At 69.3% G+C, this 21,493-nt stretch carries 14 protein-coding genes and 2 pseudogenes; 6 read left to right on the forward strand and 10 right to left on the reverse strand.

Translation table 11 applies throughout. The features are described 5' to 3' along the window. The first annotated feature begins 259 nt into the window (after positions 1-259). Both ACZ4VT_RS24430 and ACZ4VT_RS24435 read left to right on the forward strand, forming a co-directional pair. The gene (locus ACZ4VT_RS24430; RefSeq protein WP_467952666.1) at positions 260-4,552 is read left to right on the forward strand and encodes a ricin-type beta-trefoil lectin domain protein; all 4,293 of its coding nucleotides are present in this window, start codon (positions 260-262) and stop codon (positions 4,550-4,552) included. 89 nt (positions 4,553-4,641) lie between these two features. Continuing rightward, complete coding sequence (locus tag ACZ4VT_RS24435; RefSeq protein WP_467952668.1) at positions 4,642-6,288, forward strand: PKD domain-containing protein; 1,647 nt, start codon at positions 4,642-4,644, stop codon at positions 6,286-6,288. A gap of 459 nt (positions 6,289-6,747) precedes the next feature. Here the strand turns inward: ACZ4VT_RS24435 and ACZ4VT_RS24440 are convergent. The 3 genes and pseudogenes from ACZ4VT_RS24440 to ACZ4VT_RS24450 all read right to left on the reverse strand — a co-directional run. Continuing rightward, a pseudogene (locus ACZ4VT_RS24440) lies at positions 6,748-7,077 on the reverse strand (hypothetical protein); the annotation flags it as partial. Positions 7,078-7,114: 37 nt separating this feature from the next. Then, positions 7,115-7,714, reverse strand: a complete 600-nt coding sequence (locus tag ACZ4VT_RS24445) for a hypothetical protein (protein ID WP_467952670.1) — start codon at positions 7,712-7,714, stop codon at positions 7,115-7,117. A gap of 150 nt (positions 7,715-7,864) precedes the next feature. Next, positions 7,865-8,002, reverse strand: coding sequence for a hypothetical protein (locus tag ACZ4VT_RS24450; protein WP_467952672.1), 138 nt, complete (start codon positions 8,000-8,002; stop codon positions 7,865-7,867). Positions 8,003-8,073: 71 nt separating this feature from the next. On the opposite strand from ACZ4VT_RS24450, the gene ACZ4VT_RS24455 reads away from it, so the two are divergent. After that, positions 8,074-8,424 carry a hypothetical protein gene (locus tag ACZ4VT_RS24455; protein WP_467952673.1) on the forward strand — a complete coding sequence of 117 codons (351 nt, stop codon included), beginning with the start codon at positions 8,074-8,076 and terminating at the stop codon, positions 8,422-8,424. A 43-nt stretch (positions 8,425-8,467) separates the two neighbouring features. Here ACZ4VT_RS24455 and ACZ4VT_RS24460 read toward each other — a convergent pair whose 3' ends face one another. Next, a complete protein-coding gene (locus tag ACZ4VT_RS24460) occupies positions 8,468-12,613 on the reverse strand; it encodes an nSTAND1 domain-containing NTPase (RefSeq protein ID WP_467952675.1) in 4,146 nt (1,381 codons plus the stop codon). Positions 12,614-12,617: 4 nt separating this feature from the next. Continuing rightward, a complete protein-coding gene (locus tag ACZ4VT_RS24465; RefSeq protein ID WP_467952676.1) occupies positions 12,618-12,965 on the reverse strand; it encodes a CU044_2847 family protein in 348 nt (115 codons plus the stop codon). 113 nt (positions 12,966-13,078) lie between these two features. Here ACZ4VT_RS24465 and ACZ4VT_RS24470 point away from each other — a divergent pair, with 113 nt between their 5' ends. The 3 genes from ACZ4VT_RS24470 to ACZ4VT_RS24480 all read left to right on the forward strand — a co-directional run bounded on the left by ACZ4VT_RS24470 (position 13,079) and on the right by ACZ4VT_RS24480 (position 14,468). Continuing rightward, on the forward strand, positions 13,079-13,249 hold the full coding sequence (locus ACZ4VT_RS24470) for a DUF2399 domain-containing protein (RefSeq protein WP_467952678.1): 171 nt from the start codon (positions 13,079-13,081) through the stop codon (positions 13,247-13,249). Continuing rightward, positions 13,246-13,404: a hypothetical protein gene (locus ACZ4VT_RS24475; protein ID WP_467952679.1), complete on the forward strand. Its 159-nt coding sequence runs from the start codon at positions 13,246-13,248 to the stop codon at positions 13,402-13,404. Before ACZ4VT_RS24470 ends, ACZ4VT_RS24475 begins: the two co-directional genes overlap by 4 nt. Positions 13,405-14,231: 827 nt before the next feature. Then, positions 14,232-14,468: a DUF6207 family protein gene (locus tag ACZ4VT_RS24480; RefSeq protein ID WP_467952681.1), complete on the forward strand. Its 237-nt coding sequence runs from the start codon at positions 14,232-14,234 to the stop codon at positions 14,466-14,468. 123 nt (positions 14,469-14,591) lie between these two features. On the opposite strand, the pseudogene ACZ4VT_RS24485 reads toward ACZ4VT_RS24480, so the two are convergent. The 5 genes and pseudogenes from ACZ4VT_RS24485 to ACZ4VT_RS24505 all read right to left on the reverse strand — a co-directional run. Beyond that, positions 14,592-14,792, reverse strand: a pseudogene (locus ACZ4VT_RS24485) (HNH endonuclease); the annotation flags it as partial. 48 nt (positions 14,793-14,840) lie between these two features. Further along, positions 14,841-15,326 (reverse strand): hypothetical protein, encoded by a 486-nt coding sequence (locus ACZ4VT_RS24490; RefSeq protein WP_467952683.1) that lies wholly within the window; start codon positions 15,324-15,326, stop codon positions 14,841-14,843. Between the two features lie 7 nt (positions 15,327-15,333). After that, positions 15,334-19,950 (reverse strand): putative T7SS-secreted protein, encoded by a 4,617-nt coding sequence (locus ACZ4VT_RS24495; RefSeq protein ID WP_467952685.1) that lies wholly within the window; start codon positions 19,948-19,950, stop codon positions 15,334-15,336. After that, on the reverse strand, positions 19,950-20,513 hold the full coding sequence (locus ACZ4VT_RS24500; protein ID WP_467952687.1) for a hypothetical protein: 564 nt from the start codon (positions 20,511-20,513) through the stop codon (positions 19,950-19,952). Before ACZ4VT_RS24500 ends, ACZ4VT_RS24495 begins: the two co-directional genes overlap by 1 nt. Next, positions 20,513-20,935 (reverse strand): SseB family protein, encoded by a 423-nt coding sequence (locus ACZ4VT_RS24505; RefSeq protein WP_467952689.1) that lies wholly within the window; start codon positions 20,933-20,935, stop codon positions 20,513-20,515. Before ACZ4VT_RS24505 ends, ACZ4VT_RS24500 begins: the two co-directional genes overlap by 1 nt. Positions 20,936-21,493: the final 558 nt, after the last annotated feature.

Below are 21,493 nucleotides of genomic sequence, written 5' to 3' on the forward strand. Positions count from 1 at the left end.
GATCTTTAAGGATTTTCCGAGGTGGGAGATGTCACGCACGGGACAAGGTGTCACGTCGCACCGATATGCGGACATCCTGATCTTCAACACTTTGACAAGATCGCAAACGGCAGGCAAATGTGCGCCTGACTTCTGTTCATTTCTGCCGACAGCGAGGCCCTCGCCCATGAGGCCAGCCATCCATTCATCCCATTCCGGCCCCGGGGTCCGACACAGACGGCGAGCCACCGGCTCGCTCACGCTCCCCGTAGCCGGGGCCGTGTTGCTCGCCCTCGGTGGCACGCTGCTCGCAGGTCCGCCTGCGTATGCCGAAGACGTCCGCGGACACGGCCCCGCCGACAGTGCGTGGCCCGTTCCCGGCTCGAACCCCAACGCCGCCCAGGCAGCAGCTGTCGACGCCGCGAAAGCGCAGGCGAAGAGCAGCGGCAAGCCCGTGCTCATCGAGTACCTAACGACGGCCAACTCACAGACCTTCGCCACGCCGGGCGGCTCGCTCAGCACCGACACCTCGCCGGTGCCGCAGCGCGTCAAGACAGCCTCGGGCCAGTGGCAGGCGGTTGACGCCACCCTCCGGGCCAACGCGGACGGCACCGTGTCGCCGGTGGCCGTCCCCTCCGGGCTCAGCCTCTCCGGCGGCGGCTCCGGCCCCATGGCCACCATGACCACGGTGGACGGCAAGAAGCTGTCCCTCAAGGCGCCGTTCTCGCTGCCGAAGCCGTCGCTCAACGGCGACAGCGCCCTGTACGCCTCCGTCCTGCCGGGCGTCGACCTCGAGCTCAGCGCCACCGCCCTGGGCGGCTGGCGCCAGGTTCTGGTCGTGCGCACTCCGGAGGCGGCTGCCAACCCCGCCGTCAAGAAGCTCCAGCTTGCGGTCGAGGCCGAGGGCCTCACCGTGAGCGCGGACGGCGCGGGCAACCTGAAGGCCGCCGACGGCCAGGGCAAGACGCGATTCTCGGCCCCGACCCCGCTCATGTGGGACTCCGCCGGCGCGGCCGCCCCGGCGCCTGCTCCGCTCGCGAAGTCGGCGCAGACCCAGGCCGCCCGATCCGCCTCGAGCGAGACCTCCGCGACGCCGTCGAGCACCGACGGTCCCGGCACCGGGGCCACGGTCCAGAGCATCGCCACGACGGTGGACGCCAAGGGCATCCAGCTCGTCCCCGACGCCGGCCTCCTCGGCCAGGGCACCGGCCCGTGGTACATCGACCCGGGCTGGAACCCCACGCTCGACAACGCCAACCAGGCCTGGGCCCAGGTCCAGGAGGCCTACCCGGACACGAACGAGTACAACGGCACCCAGTACGGGCAGGACAAGCCGGCCGCCGGCTACTGCGGCTACATCGTGGGCAACCCGCCGTGCGACAGGGAGGGCCGCTCCCGCGCCTACTTCCAGATCGGCGTGGACTCCCGCCTCCACGGCGCCGAGGTCATCAACGCGACGTTCTACGCGGACGTCGTGTCCTCCTCCAGCCCCAGCACGGTCACCCCGATGGGCCTGTACTCCACCGGCTACATCAGCAACCCGACCAGCTGGAACCGCCAGCCCTGCGACAAGAACTCACGCATGGGCGGCTGCGGCAAGATCGGCACCGTCAACATGTCCGGCTCGGGCGACATCCAGTTCGGCGTCAAGGACCTGGTGAAGACCGCGGTCGCGAACAAGTGGCCAACCATCACGCTCGGCCTCGCGCCCGACGACGAGTACAACAAGTACTACCGTCAGCGGTTCACCAACACCCCGCACATCGTGGTCGAGTACGACATCCAGCCCACCGTGTGGTGGCCCCGGACCAGCCCCACCCCCGGCTTCGCGGACACGGCTTCCTACGCCGACTGCCGCACCCCCGGCACCGCCAACCCCTGGGACAGCCCGGGCTGGGTCGGTGCCAACAACAACATCACCCTCACCACCTCCACCTACTCGGCCACCGGCCAGCAGCTCTGGACGGCGTTCCAGTACTGGGACGACGACAAGGGGGGTGAGACGAAGTACGCAGAGACCGGATGGCAGAGCAGCTACGGCGCCGTCACGGTCGACGTCGGGCCGCTGACCGACGGCCACCAGTACGGCTGGCAGGCCCGCACCACGGACGGCACGCTCACCAGCGCCAACACCGAGATGTGCTTCTTCCGCGTCGACCGCACCCCGCCGACCGCGACCGTCACCTCCACCGACTTCCCCGCCTCCGGCACCATCGGCGCCCACCCCAAGCGTGCCGGAGAACCGGGCACCTTCACGCTTACCGGCACCGACACCGCCCCGACAGGCGGCGGCCGGACCTCGGGCCTGGCCTGCGCCCGCTGGACCACCGACCCGATCAAGGCGGCCGCCACCGGCTGGAAGTGCACCGACACCGCGGCCGGCATCGTCAAGCTGACAAGCGGCAAGGCCACCATCACCACCACGCCCCCGCACTGGGGCACGAACTTCGTCTACCTGCAGACCCAGGACAACGCGGGCAACATGTCCCAGCCGTTCGTCTACAGCTACTACGCGCCCTCCAACCCCGACACCGGTACCTCCGTCTTCGGTGACATCAGTGGAGACAACAAGCCGGACATCCTGCTGCCTGACACGGCTGGCGACCTCCGCAAGATCGGTGGCGGCGAAGACCCCTACGGCGCGCCCCGCGCCAAGATGGTCACCGCCCCGGGCAACAGCGGGAACTGGAACGGAATCCAGATAAGTCACCGTGGCAGCCTGGGGTACAAGACCGTCGACGACCTCTTCGCCCACCAGGCCAACAGCCCCTACCTGTACGTCTACGACAATGACGGCAACGGCGGCTGGTTCGACGGCCAGGCGGCCACCAACATCACCAAGCCCACAACTTGCCTGAAGTCCGACAGGACGACGGTCATTCCCTGCGCCACCAACGGCTACGGAACCGACTGGGCCAAGGTGACGCAGATCGCGGCGTTCGGCGGAGTCGCCGGCGAAGCCGGCGGCTCTCTCCCCCAGACGTCCCTGCTGTTCGTCGAGAACGGACGCCTGTGGCTCGCCACCGCCGGCACCGGCAGCAAGCTGGCACCGCAGGCGATCCTGCTGTCCGGGAACGACACCAAGTGGGACGGGTACGACCTGATCGCGCCGGGTCGCGCCCAGGGCACGGCATTCCCGACCCTGTGGGCCCGCTCCAAGACCGATGGCGGAACCCTGCACGCCTTCACCGTCAAGAGCGCCACTGATCTCACCGGGTTCACCGACCCAGCGACCGGCCTGATCGCGGGCACCATCGATCCAAAGACCTACCCCCGTATCGGCTCCAACGGAGACATCGATGGGGATAAGTTGCCGGACGTCTGGGCCGTCGACACCAACCAGCAGCTCGTCTCCTTCCAGGGCGCAGGAACCGCCCCGAACGGCGGAAGCATCCAGCACCCCACGGTCAGCGGGGTCAATGCCTCACCCGTCGTCCTGACCGATTTGAACCGGGCATCCGCCCAGTGGGGTCTCACCGGCCTGGTCGGCACCAAGGCCCGCGACGAAGTTGGATTCGACGCCGCCACGGCGCCTGCCGGTAGCAATCCCGCCACCCCGGCGGGCATCACCTTCGCCAAGGAATCAGTCGACGGTCGTGAGACCACTCACGCGGCGTTCAACGGCAAGGCTTCCAGCATCGTCAGCACGACCAAGGCCGTCGACACCCGCAGCAGCTTCACCATCACCACCTGGGCCAAGGCCGCAACGGCCAACGGCGGCATCATCGCCAGCCAGGACGGCACCCGCAGCAGCGCCTTCCTCCTCTACGCCGACCCCAACGGCCAGGCATGGCGCTTCGCCATCGCCCGCGGTGATGTCGACGGCCTGATGTACGACTGGACCGACCTCGCCATCAACAGCGCGGCCCGCTTCACCCCCGGCCAGTGGACCCGCATCTCCGCCGTCTACAACGCTGCGACTGGCGAGATGCGCCTGTACGTCAACGGCACTCTCGCCAGCACCGGCCACCACACCGCCACCACCAGCCAGGCCCCGACCGGTCCGCTGGTCATGGGCCGCTACAAGAAGGACGGCCAGCCCGCGCACCTGACCGATAGCGGGTTCGTCGGCGGCATCAGCAACCTGGCCGTCTACCCGTACGCCGCACCGGTCACCGCCCCCGACGCATCCAGCCCCATCCACCTGGCCGGCGCGGCGGCCAACTGCGTCGACAACGACTACGACCGCGACACCGACGGCAACAAGATCCAGATCGCCGGCTGCAACGGCACGAACGCCCAGCAGTTCCAGATCCGCAACGACGGCACGATCCAGACCCACGGCAAGTGCCTCAACGCCGCGGCAGCCGGCACCGTGAACACGACGCTCATCGAACTGCGTACGTGTGACGCGAGCGCCAAGAGCCAGCAGTTCCTCCCCCGCGCCAACGGCGCGATCTACAACCCCGTATCCGGACGCTGCATCGACCTGGGCAACTACGACACGACGCCCGGCCGGCAGCTCTGGCTCTTCGACTGCAACGGCTCCCCCGCCCAGACCTGGACCATTCCCAGCCTGGGTACGGCTCCGCTGCCCCTGCCGGTCCCGGTGCCGAACATTCCCAACCCGTAGCCATTCCACCAACGGAGCAGGGCCCGCCACCCCACACGGGGTGGCGGGCCCCGTGCCCTCCCACCACAAGACCAGAGACAGGGAGCCCCGTGCGCAAGCACCGACTCGTCATCACCGCAGCTGCCCTCGCGACCGGCATCGGACTCATACCCGGCGGCGTGGCCCACGCCCAGCCGACAGCACCCGATCCCCACAAGGCAGCCGCTCCTGACACAGATCCCACCGCGGCCGAAGCCTCCGGGGCCGAAGTCTTCAGCAGCGCCGAAGACCGCACCGTCCGCAACCCCGTGCCCACCGCCAAGGGCGGGGTGGCGTCCGCTGCGGACGCCTTGCCTCTGTCGATCAGATTGCACAGTTGGGGCACTAGTGCGCACGGAATGTTCCTGCATTCCACCTTCACGGGTGTGGAAGGTCCCCTCAGCGTGACCATCTCCTGGGGCGACGGGACCACCGACACGGTCACGACCTCTACCGAGAGGCCGTTGGAGAGCCAGCACTCCTACGCCGAGGTCGGCGACTACACGATCACCGTCACCGCAACCGCCCCCGCGAGCAACACGCAAGCCACAAACAAGGTCGCCGTGAGGACGAACGGCTCCGACTTCACCCCGCATGCACCCCTTCGGCTCCTGGACACCCGCAACGGCACCGGCGTGGCGAAGGGCAAGGTCCCCGCGAACTGGTCCACCAGCGTCAAGGTCACCGGTCAGGGAACCATTCCCGACAATGTCACGGCCGTGGTCCTCAACGTGACCGTCACCAACACCACGGACAGCGGCCACATCATCGCCTGGGACGGCTCGGGCCGGCCCAGGCCCGAAACGTCCAGCGTCAACTACGGGCCGGGGCAGACCGTCCCCAACCTGGTCATCATGCCGGTCGGCAGCGACGGACGCGTCAACCTCGACAACGTCGGTTGGGGTTCCGTCGACCTCATCGCCGACGTGACCGGCTACTTCACCCCCGCCGCGTCGAGCGGCTACAAGGCGCTGTCCCCGACGCGGTTCGTCGACACCCGCGAGGGCAAGGGCGCGCCCAAGGGCCAGGTGGCGGGTCAGAGCTCATTCGGCGTACAGATCGCCGGGGTGGGCGGGGTACCCAAGGGTGCCACCGCCGTCTCCCTCAACCTGACGGTCACCAACCCGCGCGAGGCAGGGCACCTGACCGTCCACCCCAGCGGGCAGGCCACGCCGACCGCGTCCAACCTGAACTTCACCACCGGCCAGACCGTCGCCAACTCGGTCATCGTCCCCGTAGGCCCCGACGGCCGGATCATCGTCCGCAACGGCTCCTGGCAGCCCGCCGACGTCGTCATCGACGTCAACGGCTACTACACCCCCGACAGCAACGCGGCCTACGTACCTGCTCACGCAATCCCGACACGCCACTTCGACACCCGCAAGGACGGCAAGCCTCTCGCGGCTCGCGCTTACGTCCCCCTGTTGGGTCGCCCTGGTGTCGAGGCGTACGTCCTGAACACCACCGTGACCAACACCACCGGCAGCGGCTTCCTGTCCGTGGCACCCGACCCCAACAGCCGCGAGCAGTACGAGAACGGCACCGCCACCCCGCCGGCGCGGCCGGTCGCGTCCAACCTGAACTGGACCACGGGCAAAACGGTCGCGAACCTCGTCCAGGCTCCCCCCGCGCAGGGCGGCATGGTGGCCTTCTGGAACCAGGGCTGGGAGGACGTCGATCTGATCGTCGACTTCTTCGGCCACTACGGCACCGACTGATGGACTTGCTGTGGGGTGGCTGCCGGCACACGGCACCACCCCGTCGGCTTCCGGATGCGGTAACCGCGAACGGCCGCCCCGTCTACCAATAGGTCCCCCGACCTGGCGCGGTCACCTCCGCCTACCGGACCAGCCCCACCCCCTTCATCCTCGCCCGGGACACCCTCTACCGGCGCTGGCCGGCCGTCGGAAGCCTCGCGGAGGAGTAGCGACAGTGGTTCCGCCACTTCGACCAGCGACTCGATGTCTGCATCGCCCTGGGCCTGCCCGCCCCGGCCCCCGTCTACAAACACGCCGTCTGCGGCCTGTACGTCCCGTTCACCGCACACCGCCCGCCCGACCAGGCCCTCCTCGACCGCCTACTCCCCCACAGTCTCGCCTCCTGGCCGGGTGGCACAGTGCCGAGGGGACCGCTCGCCGCTGGCCTGCCGGCTGCGGTGCGGCCCGGTCGGTCGGTCGGTCGGGGCCAGCACCGAACAGGGGGTCGAGCGGCTGGCCCTCGTACCCGACGACGAGGCAGGCCGCCGCAAGCGGCCCCTGGGAGACCTCCACCAGCCGGGCCAGGACCACCACCTCGGACGGCAGTCCGGCCGGATCGAGACCGAGCACCCGGGCCGCGCGGTCGCGTCGCCGGTCGAGGTCGGGCAGGTCCTCCCGGTACTCGTCAGCGACCGCACGGAGTTCTTCGGCCGTCCGACCAGGAGCGTCCCGCCACCACGGCGCCACGAGGCACAGCCGCACCAGCTCCGGCAGCCCGAGTGCGAGTGGGCCAGCCTCGCCGTGTACGGCGCGAAGGGCTTGTCGTTCACGACGAAGCCGGCCCAGGTCACGAGGCTGCCCCCGGACCCTGCTCGATGCGGTCCAGCAGGGGCTCCGCCCACTTCGGGAGGGCGGACGCCGCCGGGCGGGGCGGGCGGGGGTCGGAGGTGATGCCGATGCCTCCCGCCGGGTCGCCGTACACGAACCGCTGGGACCACCCCAGCCAGGAGCGGACGAACAGGTTCGCGCTCCACGCCAGGGCCAGCGCGCCGCGCAGCCCGGGGACCTCGTACCAGTAGCTGGTGAGCACCACGGCGCGGGAGACCGCCTCGTCCGGGTCCCCCGGCCGGGAATCGGCGGTGAGCCCGGCGGCCAGCACCGATGCCGCGAACCGATTGTCGGCGAGCAGCCCGCCGCTGTCGCAGACGATCGCGTCCAGCAGGTCCGCCGGGAGGCCGGCGGCGGCATGCTCCAGCCTCGCCAGCAGCGCGGGCAGGCCCGGATCGCCGACCGCCTCCGGGTCGGGAACCACCCTCAGGTCGGCCGGCAGCCGCTCGTCCCCCGTGCGGGCGGCCAGCAGGTGCACGTACGCCAGCGCGCGCAGGGTCTGCCAGCGGCAGAGCGTGTCGAGCAGCTCGGTCCGGGAGTTGCGGAAGGCGAGCCGCACCGGCCAGTCGGCCGCCCGGACGTCGTTGCCGAGCGCCCGCAGCTCCGCCGGCAGCGGGGCCGGGAAGACCCGGCTCTGGCCGGGGTCGTAGGACGGCTCGGCGCGGTAGCCCGGCCAGCCGGGTGCAGGATCGCGGGGATACCGCTGCGGCTACTCATTCACTTCGTCCCTTTTCGGGGTCCGCCACTTCGCGGTGTCCTTGCCGTCCCGCGGAGTGATGTAGTTGGAGAGGTCCTCCGGCTCGATGTGGTACGCGTGGATCATATGGTCCTGGCGGATGATGGCCACCGGCCTGGGCCTAGGAAGCCAGGGCGGCCTTCGCCGCCTCGTATAGGGCGTCGGGTGCGCCAGCGACCACGGTGCGGAGCGGCCGCCTGCTGCTCCTGGACGTCGGCGGTGACGTCCGGCACGGGGGCCTCAAGAACGGGTTCGTTCTCGAAGTGGCCGGGAGTAAACGGGTCCTCCTCGGCCGGGAAGGCGTCGGCCTCGGGGTCGGAGGGGTCCTGGTCGTGGGCGGCATGGAGGGGGGCAGGGACAACCGGCCGGGCCGCGGCGGCATCCAGTGCGGCGGTCTCCTCAGCCTCGGCGGCCGCGGCGGCCTCCCGAGCTGCCTGGCGGGCAGCGGCCTCCTCGCGGCGCGCGTTCTCCTCCAGGGCCTCCCCGTGCGCCTGCTCCCGCTCGTCCGCTTCCCCCGTCTCCGTTGCTGCTGACTCCGAGGAGCCGGCGGCGAAGCCGCCCGCAGCGGTCGGACTTTCAGGCGCCGCGCTGCCGGGCGCCGGAAGGGGGTCCTGCCTGGGGGCATGCCGAGCGGGCCGGCCGGTCCGGCAGGTACGCCGCCAATTCCTCCGGGGTGAGGTCGCGGCCGACGGCCCGGCAGATCCTCTCGATCTCCGCGGCGGGTTCGGGCAGCACCACGTTCCAGAGCCTCGCGGTCTTGTCGTCGCTGCCCGTGGCGAGGATGCGTCCGTCGGGGCTGAACGCCACCGACCACACCTCGTCGGTGTGACCGGTCAGAGTGATGCGCGTGGCGCCTTCACCCACGTCCCACAGGCGCGCGGTGTAGTCGTCGCTGCCGGTGGCGACCGTACGCCCGTCGGGGCTGAACGCGACGGCGTTGATTTCGTCGGTGTGACCGGTCAGCGTGCTGCGCGTTCTGCCCTCCCGGACGTCCCACAGGCGCGCGGTGCTGTCGTCGCTGCCGGTGGCGAGGGTGCGCCCGTCGGGGCTGAACGCGACCGACCACACCGGAGCGGTGTGCCCGCGCAGCACGGTGCGCTCCCTACCCGTTGTCACGTCCCACAGGCGGGCTGTCTTGTCGGGGCTGCTGGTGGCGACCGTACGTCCATCGGGGCTGAACGCCACCGCGTACACCTTGTCGTCGTGCCCGCGCAGCACGGTGCGCTCCCTACCCGTCGTCACGTCCCACAGGCGGGCTGTCTTGTCGTCGCTGCCGGTGGCGACCGTACGTCCATCGGGACTGAACGCCACCCCGTTCATCTCGCCGGTGTGCCCGCGCAGCACGGTGCGCTCCCTACCCGTCGTCACGTCCCACAGGCGGGCTGTCTTGTCGTCGCTGCTGGTGGCGAGGGTGCGCCCGTCGGGGCTGAACGCGATCGACCACACCGGGGCCGTGTGCCCGCGCAGCACGCTGCGCTCCCTACCCGCTGTGACGTCCCACAGGCGCACGGTCTTGTCGTCGGCGGCCGTGGCAAGCGTACGGCCGTCGCGGCTGAAGGCCACCGCGTTCACCTCGTCGGTGTGGCCGCTCAGCGTTCTGCGCGTCCGACCCGCGGCCACCTCCCACAGGCGCACGGTCTTGTCGGTCCCGCTGGTCGCGAGCGTGCGGCCGTCGGGGCTGAACGCGAGCGAATGCACTTCGTCGGTGTGCCCGCTCAGGGTGCTGCGTGTGATGCCTGCTGCCGCGTCCCACAGCCGGGCGGTCTTGTCGACGCTGCCGGTGGCGACCGTACGGCCGTCAGGGCTGAACGCCACCGCGTACACGGGCCCGGTGTGGCCGCTCAGAGTGGTGCGGGTCGCCCCGGACGCGACGTCCCACAGCCGAGCGGTCCTGTCCGTGCTGCCGGTGACGAGGGTGCGGCCATCGGGACCGAAGGCCACTGCGTTCACCTCGTCGGTGTGTCCACGCAGCGCGGTGCGCTCCGTACCCGCGGTGACGTCCCACAGGCGGGCGGTCTTGTCGTCGCTCGCCGTGGCGAGGGTGCGGCCGTCAGGGCTGAACGCCACCCCCCACAGCTTGTCGGTGTGTCCGCGCAGCACGGTGCGCTCCGTACCCGTGGTGACGTCCCACAGGCGGGCGGTCTTGTCGTCGCTCGCCGTGGCGAGGGTGTGGCCGTCAGGGCTGAACGCCACCGCCCACACGGGACCGGTGTGCCCGCGCAGGATGGTCCGCGTCGCGCCGGTGGCCGTGTCCCACAGCCGGGCGGTTCCGTCGGTGCTGCCGGTGAGCAGGGTGCGACCGTCGGGACTGTACGCCACCGCCCACACCTCGTCGGTGTGCCCGTGCAGCACGGCACGTGTCCGGCCTGCGGCCAGATCCCACAGGCGGGCGGTCTTGTCAGCGCTGGCGGTGGCGAGGGTGCGTCCGTCAGGACTGAACGCCACCGATGCGACGGTGCTGGCGTGGTCGGAGAGGCGTCGGTGCAGGGGGAGCGCTGCGGCGGTGTGCAGGGCGGCCGCGGACTCGGGGGTGTCGTCGGTGCGGTATGCCTGAACGGCGAGGAGGGAGGCGAGTTCCGGGTTGGTGCGGATGAGCGTGCTGGACTCCGCGGCGAGTTGCCTGGAAAGGGCCTGTCGCTGCTGGGCGACGGCGGTCCGGCGCTGCAGGAATGCGAACCCTCCCGCCAGGACGGCCACGACGAGCAAGGCGGCCAGGATCGCGTTGAGGCGTCTGCTGCGCCGGATCCCGGCCTGCTGGCGTTGCCTGCTGGCCGTGAGGTAGGCCGCGATGTCTCCCGGTAGGCGTCGCTGATGCGACCATTCCATGCCTTCGGCGAGGGCGGTTCCGCCGAGCAGGTCTCCCGGATCGTTTCCCTCGGTATAACGGGACTTGCGTTCGCGGGTACGGTCGAGCCACTGCTGGAACCGGTGGTCTTGGCCGACCCAGTCGCGCAGCGCGCCCCAGTCACGGATGAGGGCGTCGTGGATCAGCTCGGCCACCGGGCGGCCGGGCGGTGCGTCGTGCGCGTCGGGATGCTCGGGCGCCTGGAGCGTCTGGGTGGTGATGATGCGGTGCTGCGTGAGGGTGGCGATGACGGCGTCGGCGGCCCCGCCCTCGGGGTCGGATGCCAGGTCGCGCAGTTCGTCGAGCGGGATCTGCGCGCGGATCGCGGGAACGTTGTGGGCCCGGTCGGCGGGTCGTACCAGGGAGGTCAGGACGCGCTGCGCGATGGGTCGCTGCTCAGGGGACAGTTGGCCGAGGGCGGTGTCGCACCAGGTGGTCAGGCTTCCTGTCACCGCTCCGATCCGCTGGTAGGCGTCGTGCGTGAGGTACCCGTCCGCGCGCCGCTGCCACAGCTGACTGAGCGTGAGTTCTACCAGCGGGAGTACGGTGACGGGTGCCTGGCGGGCTGATGCCCCTTCGGGGGTGGTGGCCAGGACGTCGGAGATGATTTGCTCGGGCAGCCCGGTCTGGAAGTGGAGTCCCACGTCCTGGGCGGGCAGGGTGATGATGTCGTGCAGGTCCTGTCTGCTCAGGGTGCCCGGCACGTTGAGAAGTCCCGGCATGGCGGCTTCCAGCAGTCCCGGGGCCGAGGCGGCCAGCTGTGGGTAGAAATCGTCGCGCATGATCAGGATCACGTGGAGCTCGGTGTTCGAGGTGACCGCCGCGGTGATCTGGTCCGCGACGCCAAGGGGGGTGGCCGACTGGGTGAGGAGCTCTTCGAACTGGTCGATGACCAGCACGACGCGCTGACGGCTGGGTTCGGCCGCGAGTCGGCGGCTGACTGCCGCGGTGATCCCGTCGGTGGCGGCCCCGGCCAGGCCGGCGCGTTCCAGCTCTGCCGGCAGGTCCTGCCGCGGCCGGACGAGGACGGGTAGCCAGTGGTCGCTGCCCGCCAGCGCGCCGGCGGCCAGCGCCCGCAGCACACCTGCCTGGATCAGCGACGATTTACCCGAACCTGATGGTCCGAGCAGCAGGGTCAGGCCGTGCTGCCGGGCCAGGTTTGCGAGCACCTGTTCCACCGCGTCCTGCCGCCCCTCGAACCACTGGGCGTACTCCGCCGTGAACGGCTCCAGCCCCCGGTACGGGCACACCTCCCGCTCCGCGAGTTCCGGCCAGGTCTCCCGCAGCACCTGGGTGGGCGTGACGTAGGCGATGCCCTGCCCCCGTTTGTGCTCGTCGGGAGCGGTGATCTCGGTGAGCATGCCGATGACCAGGCCGGTCACCTCGTCCAGGACCGGCCCTCCGCTGAACCCTGTGGTGAGGTCGTTCGCCCCGGTCAGCTGAAGATGCGCACCCCTGTGCGCGGTGGCGGGCAGCAGGTCACCGGATACGCCGAAGCCGAAGTGCCCCTCCCGTGGGGCCTGGGTGGGGAATCCGAACGAGCGCACCTGATGGCCCTGGGACCCTGCCGCGGTGCCCAGCGGGAGCGGGGCCGTCCCCGGCGGTACGGCGGGAAGCCGGATGAGGGCCACGTCCTCCTCCCCCGGCTCGCGCCACGCTTCCGCCATGACCCGGCCCTCGGACCGAGCAGCGCCTGCCGCATGCGGGAAGACGAGCGTCACACTGTCGCCGGGGCTGCCTCCTGCGGCCCGGACCACATGCGCGCAGGTGACCAGGACGTCCGCGGTGACAAGGAAACCGGCCCCCGCGACCTCCCCGTCCGGGCCGAGGATCTGTGCGACGGCCAGGGGCAGTCTCGACGTACGGTCAGCTTCCACCGGATCAGCCCTCCCTCTCGCCCGGGCCGCGCCGGACGGACCCGGTCTGCTCCCATCTGACCGTCACGATCAGGTGGCAGTGGGCGCCCGTCTTGGTGATCACGGCCCCGGCCTCGACCGCGAGGTCGACTCCGAACTCGACGGTGATCTCGTCGGGCCCCGCCTTGCGCAGTTGTTCGAGTGCGGCGCGCGCGGCCCGGGTGACCGGTTCGAGGGCGTCTTCGAGGCTCCCCGGCAGATCGCGAATGGCGTCGCTGATGCGACCGGCCTTGACAGGTCCGTCCGGGGCGGCCGGGGCCTCGATCAGCACGAAGCCCCCGCCGTCCAGAGGAATCCGGGCCAGAGGTGCCACGGCTCCTCCTGCAACGCTGAAAGGCCCACGATGGGATCCCCATAAGCCTCGTCCGCCCCGCCGGGGAGCGCATCCGGGATTAGGCTGTACGCCTCCGGACATCTGGGCGCACCGTGCGGCTGCTGTGCCCCGTCGGAACCCCCTCACCCGCCGAACTCCACGCACTCACCCGCATCGCAGCCAGCGGCTGGCGCATCGCGGTGCGCGCCGACATCGACAACGCCGGAATCCAGCACGTACGCGCTGTCCTCGACACTGTTCCCAGTGCACGCCCCTCGCGATGAACGCGGAGGCGTACGCCAAGAGCCTTCACGCCGGCCCGCTCTGCCCCACCGTGCCGGACATCGCGCGCCTGCCCGACACCGAGTCCACGAACCAGGTGACCCACGGCCGACGCGCGGTGCCCTCTACATCGACCAGGACCGGGACCTGGACGTGATCGGCCTCCCAGACCTGGTTCCGCCATCCCCGCGGCCGGGCCAGGAACACATCATGCTTGCGGGCCTCACGCTCACCACCGGCAAGCCCCCGCCCGCTCCCCCGGCGTCAGATCACGCCGGATCGCGCGATGCAGCGTCGGAACCGACGGAGGGAAATCACCCTCCCCCCGGGCCGCGCGGGCGGTCAACTCACGATGGACAGCGGCGACGTTCCCCTTCCACAGCCCGAGCAGAGCCCGCACCTCCGCAGTGACCGTGAACCGCCCGTGATACCACTCCCCCGGCGCCGCAGCCGCAGCTGCGTCCTGTTCAGCCGCGGCCAGCCACCGCCACACCGCCCGCTCCCGCACCCCCAAAGCGTCCGCCGCCATCCGACATGCCGGGTGGTGAGCTTCCCTTCCCGGCGCAGAGCCAACAGACGACGTACTGCCGGCCCCCGCAACGCCCGGACCGATACGGCCGGCAAAGCAGCCCCCGTATCCCCGCCCGACCACGCCGGCGGCTGCATTCCTTCATCCACCCGCCGATCACACCAACCACCCGCCAGCCGGTGGATCAGAACTCACGAAACTGAGACAGCGTCATACCTGCCGCGATAAAGGCCCCCGACAGCGATCCCCCACCGATCTCTCACCTCCAAGACAGTGCCCCCACCCCCCGAAACAGCCCCCTACCAGCAACAACACACCCACACTCCACTGTCTCTCACACCACTGCCACCAAACCGAGAGATCGCACGGGCAGCGGGCCCTGATCTGGAGCACTCGATGGGGTGCACCTGGCTCACGAGCGAAACCGCTTCCACGGCAGGCCGGTTGCCGAGGACATGAACGCCGAGAACGTCATCACGATCGAGATCCAAGGCCACGAGTCGGCCGCAGTCGCAGCTGCGCAGCGGATCTCCGAGCTGTTCCTCTCCAGCGGCCCGTGCCGGCTGCGCCGCACCCCGGGCGAGGCCGAGGTGCAGGTGCTGGTGTACGCGGACGTCAGCCGGAAACCGGACGAGGGCGGCTACCCCTGCACCGAGGAGGATTTGGAGGAAGGAGCCAGGGCCCTGTGGTGACGTCCCGCCCCGTCCCTGGCGAGACTGGGTACCGGCCACGGCCGCCCCGCTCGCACCTCGGGGCCTGGCGATGGGGCTGCCACCCCGACCGACAGGGTGGCAGCCTTCAGTCCGTCGACATCGCTACGGGGCGGGGGTGAACTCCACGTCGGTGCCGCCGCAGCCGGCTGCGATCTCCAGCCGGTCCCGCTCCAGCTCATCGACAGCGAGACCCCAGCGGAGCTTCGTCGCGGTCCACTCGGCCCCGTACCGGCACACCGCGTCTGCGGACGGAGGCAGCCACTGCGCCGGGTCCTGGTCCGCCTTCGACCGGTTCAAACGGGCCGGTTATCCGGATGATCCGGGAAAGCGGCCCTTCGGCTTCAGTCCCGGCTACCATTTCCCGAAAGGCGTTCTCATCGCGAGCTCGGGAGCGGCACGTCGCAGCGCGGACCCAAAATCGGCGGCCAAGCCGGCGAGAAGTTCGAGCGCTGCCGCCCGCGACAGGACCTCCACCTCCGGATCCGGGCGCCACGCGGTGCCCGAGACGCAGCGGATCTCCGTGGTATCCCCGGTGGGCGTGAAGGTCAGGCGCCGTTCGATGCCCTGCCCGTAGAGGTCGATCTCGGCGGAACGGCCCGACTGCAGATTGTCGATCGCCTGGGGGAGCTGCTCGATAACCGATGAGAGGTCGTACGAAACACTCACCGGCCATTCTTCTTGGCCGAACCCCGAAACGAGGAAGCGTGCATCGGTTTCCGAGAGCAGCTGGCATGCATCCATCGCGAGCGACTCGTAGTCGCTATCGGAGAATTCGATTTCCACCAGGTCGGGAGCCAATTCCACCGAGGGGGACGTGAGGGACATCTTCATGCTCATTTCACCATCACTTCACTATGGGGAAGGCTGTTTTATAGGTTCCGTCAGGTTTGGGAACCATGCGGACGTGGGTCGGTTCCACGATCGAACCATCGGGTTTGATGACCTGCCCCATTCCCGGTGGGATCGGTACTTCGCGTACGCCGCCATCCGGATCGTGATGCGCCTTCAGAAACTCTACGGCCTTGGAGTTGTCCAGCCACTGCCCTTGGTCAGTGCCTGTGGAGCGGGCACGGTCCGTGAGGCTCTGTGTCATCTTCGTTCCCGCTCCGTGCTCACTGAATGTATGCCCGAAGGTGGGTCGACTCTTCTCGTTCCAGTTGAGATCCTCGGTCTTCTTCTTGCACGGTTTGAGGCCGAGCGGATCGGACCAGGTGTGAGGGTTGGACACGTAGGACCGAGGTGTGGGTGCAGGAGCCAGGCCCAAAGGATCCGGTGTCAGGTATTGCGCCACCTCCGGGTCGTAGTGCCGGAAATAGTTGTAATGCAGGCCCGTCTCCGGGTCGAAGTACTGGCCCGGGAACCGGAGAGGGGTATAGGTCGCACTGGTCGCGGCCCACGTGGTCGTGCCCCACAAGGTGCTGCGCATGCGCCAGGCCAGATTGCCCTCATCGTCGATCAGTTCACTCGGCGTGCCGATCAGGTCGGTGACAATGGAGAAGAACCGCTCGGCAACCAGTTCCCGTGGTGCGTCAGGTCCGAGGATGCGCTCCGTCTGGGCGAGCGGATGCAAGCCGTCGTGGTCCCACGTGAGCGCCACAGGGTGCGGCAGGGCCGCGCTCGTGGTCGTCTGTTCGCACAGCAGGCTGTCGTCCCAGACGAACGACACCCGCTCGACGATCGAGGGGCCGCTGTCGGCCAGGCGCTGCTTGGACACACGGCGGCCCAGGGCGTCGTACCAGTAACACCACACGGAGCCGTCCGGTGTGGTGACGGAGGTCAGCCGGTCCTCGGCGTCCCATGTGTAGTGCCAGGTATCGGCTTTCCGTGACAGGCGGGTCTTCTGCCGGAGGACGATCCGGCCTTGGGCGTCGCGCTCGTAGCGGACATTCCCAGCGCGGGTGATCTGCGTGCCGCTGTAGGAGCGGGGGCCTGCCGCGTCCTGCTGCGCGTGCGTTTCTGGCCATGAGGCATCGGTCTGGTTGCCGACCGCGTCGTAGGTGTACCGCTCGGTCCAGCCCTCGGCCCGAACCGCCGTGACCCGGCCGGCCGCGTCGAGGTCAAAGCGACGACGCCCGGCGAGTTCGTCGTCGATGCCGATCAGGTTACCGTCCGCCCGGTAGGCGTAGCCGCGGCGCTGGAGCGAGCGTCCGTGGCTGCTGACGCCCTGCTCGGTCAGGCGGCCCATCACGTCGTAGCCGTGTGACAGCGTGACCGCTTCCCCGACGCGGCGCATCACCTCCTGGCCGAGCGCGTCGCGTTCGAAGGTCATCGTGCGGCCAGCGGCAGTGAGCGATTCCGGTCGTCCGGCCGGGTCGTAGGTCCAGGAGCTGACGGCGCCGCTCGGTGTCTTCCTGCCGGTTCGGCGGCCGAGGAGGTCGTATTCGAAGGCGAGCGTCCGGCCGTCGACGGTCTCGGCCACGAGACGTCCGTGGCGGTCGCGCAGGCGCGTGAGGGTGACCTCAGGGGTCGTCGCCACGGCGAGTTCGTCGAAGACGTCGTACTCGAACGTGGTAACGGCCCCCGCGGCGTCCTTGCGGACGACCTGCCCGAGAGGGTTGTACTCGAACCCGATGCTCTGGCCCATGCCGTTCGTACGCGCGATCAGCCTGCCCGCCGGGTCGTAGCCGTAGGAGATGGTCCGCTGGTCGAAATCGGTCTCGGTGACGAGCCGCCCGACAGGGTCGTACTCGTACTGCCAGACGAGACCCTGTGGGTTAGTGACCTGCGTCAGCCGGAGGTTGGTGTCGTGGGTGAACCGGTACGCGAGCCCGTCCGGGCCGGTGCGAGAAGCGGGAAGGTCGAAGTCGGCGTACTCGTAGGTGGTGATCCCGCCCAGCGCATCAGTGTGGCTGGTGCAGTTGCCCTCGCCGTCGTATGTCCAGGAGTGTTCGGTGCCGTCCGCCTCGACGCGACGGGCGAGATGCCCCTCCACCGTCCACTGGAACCGGGCCGAATAGCCCAACGCGTCCGTGAAGGAGACCGGCCGACCGAATCCGTCGCGTGCGATCCGTGTCGTCGCGCCGAGGGGGTCGGTCAGCTCGACCTCCAGGCCGGCCCCGTCACTGCGGACGACGGTGACATGGCCGAAAGCGTCCGTGACGGAGACGAGGTTGCCCGACTCCTCGTAGTTGAAGTGGGTCGTGGCGCCGGACGGGGTGGTGACGGAGGTGCGGTTGCCGCGGTCGTCGAAGGTCTGGCGGGTCACCGCTCCATCGGCGCTCACCGTGCGCACGGGCCGTCCGGACGTGTCGTACTCCGCGCTCAGGGTCCGTCCGTCCGGCCTGACCACGGTGGTGAGACGGCCGGCCTCGTCGAAGGTGAATCGTTCCACGTTGCCGAGTGGATCGGTACGGGAGAGAAAACGGTTGTGGCGGTCGTACTCGAAGCGGGTGGTCCCGCCCAGGGCATCGATCTCGGCGACGATCCGGGAGCGCCCGTCGACAACGAACTGCTTCGTGTGCCCGAGGCCATCGGTGATGGACGTCGTCCTCAAGCCGGTGTCGGGATCGGTCTCGCCCCAAGTGAACCGGGATTCGACGTGGCCGTTGACGCCGGACTGGTAGGTGCAGCGATCGTGGTCGTCGTAGACGTAGTCGTAGTGGTTGCCGTTGGTGTCGGTCCACGCGGTGATACGGCCGTGCACGTCGCAGTCGAAGCGCAGCGGGCGGCCGGAGGAATTGGTGACCGCGGTCAGGTGCCCGTCGGTGTAGCCGTAGCGGAGGATCTCCTGGTCGCTGCCGTCCGCGGCCGCTCCCGCGAGGTGGAGGGCCGTCACCCGCCCCTCGCTCGTGGTGAGCTTCAGGTGGTAGCCGCCGTGGTGGACGATCGACGTCGGGGCGCCCGCTTCGTCGTGTTCGAAGCTGATCCAGCGGCCGTTGCGGTCTTCGATCTGGGCCAGGAGCGCGAGCTCGTCGCTGTGATCGACGAAGTGCCAGACCCTGCCGGTGTTGGGATCTGTCAGGGTGTAGCCGCCCTGGACCCGGTCCAGCGGCCACTGTCGGCCGTGCATCGGCAGAACCGGGATGCCGGGGGCCGGGTGGGGGTACGCCAGCAGGCTGCCCTCGTCGCAGCTGAAGACCACGCCTTTCGCGTCGATCTCCAGCCGCTGGTCCACCGTGCTCGACCAGGTCGGACCGAACCAGCGACCCGAGCGGCGTGAGGAGTCGAAGTTGCGCTGGAAAACGAGGGGCATCGATCCGGGAAGGGTGATGTCCGTCTGCGGCAGCAGCATACGGCCGGTCGCCATGTCCACCGGGTCGCCGTCGCAGACGTTGTCGCCACACTGGTTGCTGTTGTGGTTCGGATCCTTCTCGTGATCCTCGCGGCTGCCGCCCGGCTTCGTGTCGTCCAGGTGCTTCGCCTCTGAGCCGAGCCTTCGCCCGGCACCCATTCCCTTGCCGCCGAGGAAGTCCGGAATCATCCTGCCCACGCCCTCGTTCGAGTCCTTCATGAACTCGTCGAGCATCTGCTTGCCCGCGCCCCACGGGTCGTTGGCCATGGTGATCAGCCCTGCGGCCGTCGAGTTCAGGTTGGTCCGAAATTCGGCGGGGTGCGTGATGTTGTAGAGGTCGAGCGGGTTGAGCCCGCGGGCGAAGTTGAGTGTGCCGGCCGTGCCCTTGAGGACACCACCCACAAGGTGCGTCTTCGCGAGGTCGAAGTAGTCCATGCCGTCACTGAGCTGCTCCGCGTACGAGGGCTTCCTCGGGGCCTTGTCGCGGGCCGCGCAAACGGCCGTACGGACCGTCTCCGCGACTTCGTTGCGCTGCTTGCGGGCGCTGGTGAGTTTGTCCTGGGCTGCGGCGATCAGGGGCTTTCCGGGGTCGTCGAAGTCTTCGGGGTCGACCGGCCTCGGTGGCAGGTGGTCCTTCTTCGCCTTCACCGCATCGTTGTAGGCCTCGGCCTGCTTGCTGTAGGCGTCGCGAGCGTCTGCTGAGACCTTCTTCGCGTGGTTGTAGTCCGCCAGGGCCTCCTTCGCCTGCCCCTGCGCCCACTCCACCGTCTCGGCGAAGCGGCCCATGGCGTCGGCGGCCTTGCCGAAGGCTTCAGCGGCCTGGAACCAGCGCGGCGGCTCCTTGGCCACCGCCGTCCGGAAAGCATCCGCCGACTTGCCCTTGAGACCGTCGGGCTCCCCGATGCCCTTCAGACCGTTGCCGACCTGCTCGAAGGATGCCGTGAAGTCGTTCAGGTGCGATACCTGAGCCCGTATCTTGGCCACGCTGCCGTAGACCAGCTTCTTCGGGTCCTCTGTCTGGCCCAGCTCGAGTTCCTCCACGTCCGCGCCGAGCCGGTTGGCGGCGGATCGGCTCTTGTCCCGGATCCAGTCGCCGGCGTCGTCGAGGCCTACCTTCTCCGCCAGGCCGGCCGTCTTCTTTCCGATCCGCTCGATGGAGTCGCCGGCTTCCTCGACAAAGTCCTCGGCAAAGTCCTCGACCGGGTCGGGTATGAAGTCACTCCAGCCCATCAGTTACCGATCCCGTTGCCGTCCACCTGGTCCAGCAGATCCCTCAAGGAACGCACCCTGCCGGTGGAGGTCACCGTGTCCTTGGTCTCCGACCAGGTCTCCTTGATGTCCTTGTCGCTCTTCTCGAACGACTCGTCGCTGTAGTCCGGCTTGTAGACGTCCCACCGGAAGAGGTCTCCCCAGGCCTTCTTCTCGATGTCGTCCTCACTGGCATAGGGATTGCCGTACGCGGAGTTCACGACCACCTTGAAGGCACCCTGCATGTACTGGTCCTCCTCCCAGACCGTGCCCGCGGCGATCCCGAGGGACTGGGCGAGCGTGCTCGCATCCTGCACGAGGCTGCGTACACCCCACTCCCAGCGCTCGCAGAAGTCTTCGAAGTCGGTGGCCAGCCCGGCGTGCCCGGCTTCCATTCCTGTCATCGACAGGTCGCTGAAGCCAGCGCCCTGCGAGGCGCCGGCGGCATCCGAGGACTCACGCAGCTCCGAGATCGCCGCGCGCAGCCCGTTCTGGATGTTCTTGACCGCTGTCGGTGAGACCTCAAGGTCCCCGTCGCCCGCCATCAGGCCACGTCCACGGCGTCGACGGCGCACGCGTCAGGGACGATCCCCGCAACCGGCGGGAAGAAGATCGAGCCGACCTGGTCGGCGACGTTGACGGCTATGCCCGCAGGGCCGTCGACCATCGGGACCACGGCATCAACGAGTCGCGCGCCCAGAATGGAGAGGTACGGCCACTCCCGGTCGGCGGCGCCACGCGCCTCGGCGAACCGGGCCAGTGCCTCCTCGTCCGTGAACGCGTACAGCCAGCGAATACCGCCCCGGACGGCGGACATCAGGCCGCCATGGGAATCGGCGGAGGCGGCGGAACCGTCAGCAGGGACGGCGAGGGGCACAATCAATACAGCCCGGCGGAACTCACCCATCAGCCGCGCCGGATCACCCCTGCCATCCCGGACGGCTGCTATCTCCACGCTCAATTCCATGTTCCTCATCCCCCAAGTGCTGTTCAGCGCCCTGGAAGGAACCTTAACTTGGGTGTTTGCTCCGCCTTCAGGGGGATCTCTGCCATGTCTCCAACAGTCGGCCGAATATCAGTCAGGGCCAGCCCTCGCCCCCTCACCACCTGGCCCAGGAACCGGTTTACGCGCAGGGAGAGCCGCCCCCGGCTCGGGCGGGACGCACCGTTTCACAGCTCGTTCGGTGTTCTCACACTCGCTCCTGCGCGCTGTCATCTACCGCCCCCTGGCCTGCTCTGTCTGTCGAACGACCGTGGCAAGGGTTGCGGTCAGGTTTGACGGCTCGCGGGCCTGCGGCGAATCCCTGGCACGGCCCGCGAAGGGCCGTGCCAGAGGTCCGGGCAGGACGGGCAAGGTCACGCAGGGCATACCTCGTTCATGGGTGCCATCGCGACCAGGGGCCTCGCTTCCGGAGCGTCGGGTCCTGTCGGTGGCGACACAAGGTCCGATGGCGCAGGACACCTGACCTCGGTGTCCGTTGTCATCCAATCGAGGCGTTTTGACAGCGAACTCAGTCGTTGCGGC

It is taken from the genome of Streptomyces sp. NPDC029164, assembly GCF_055563995.1.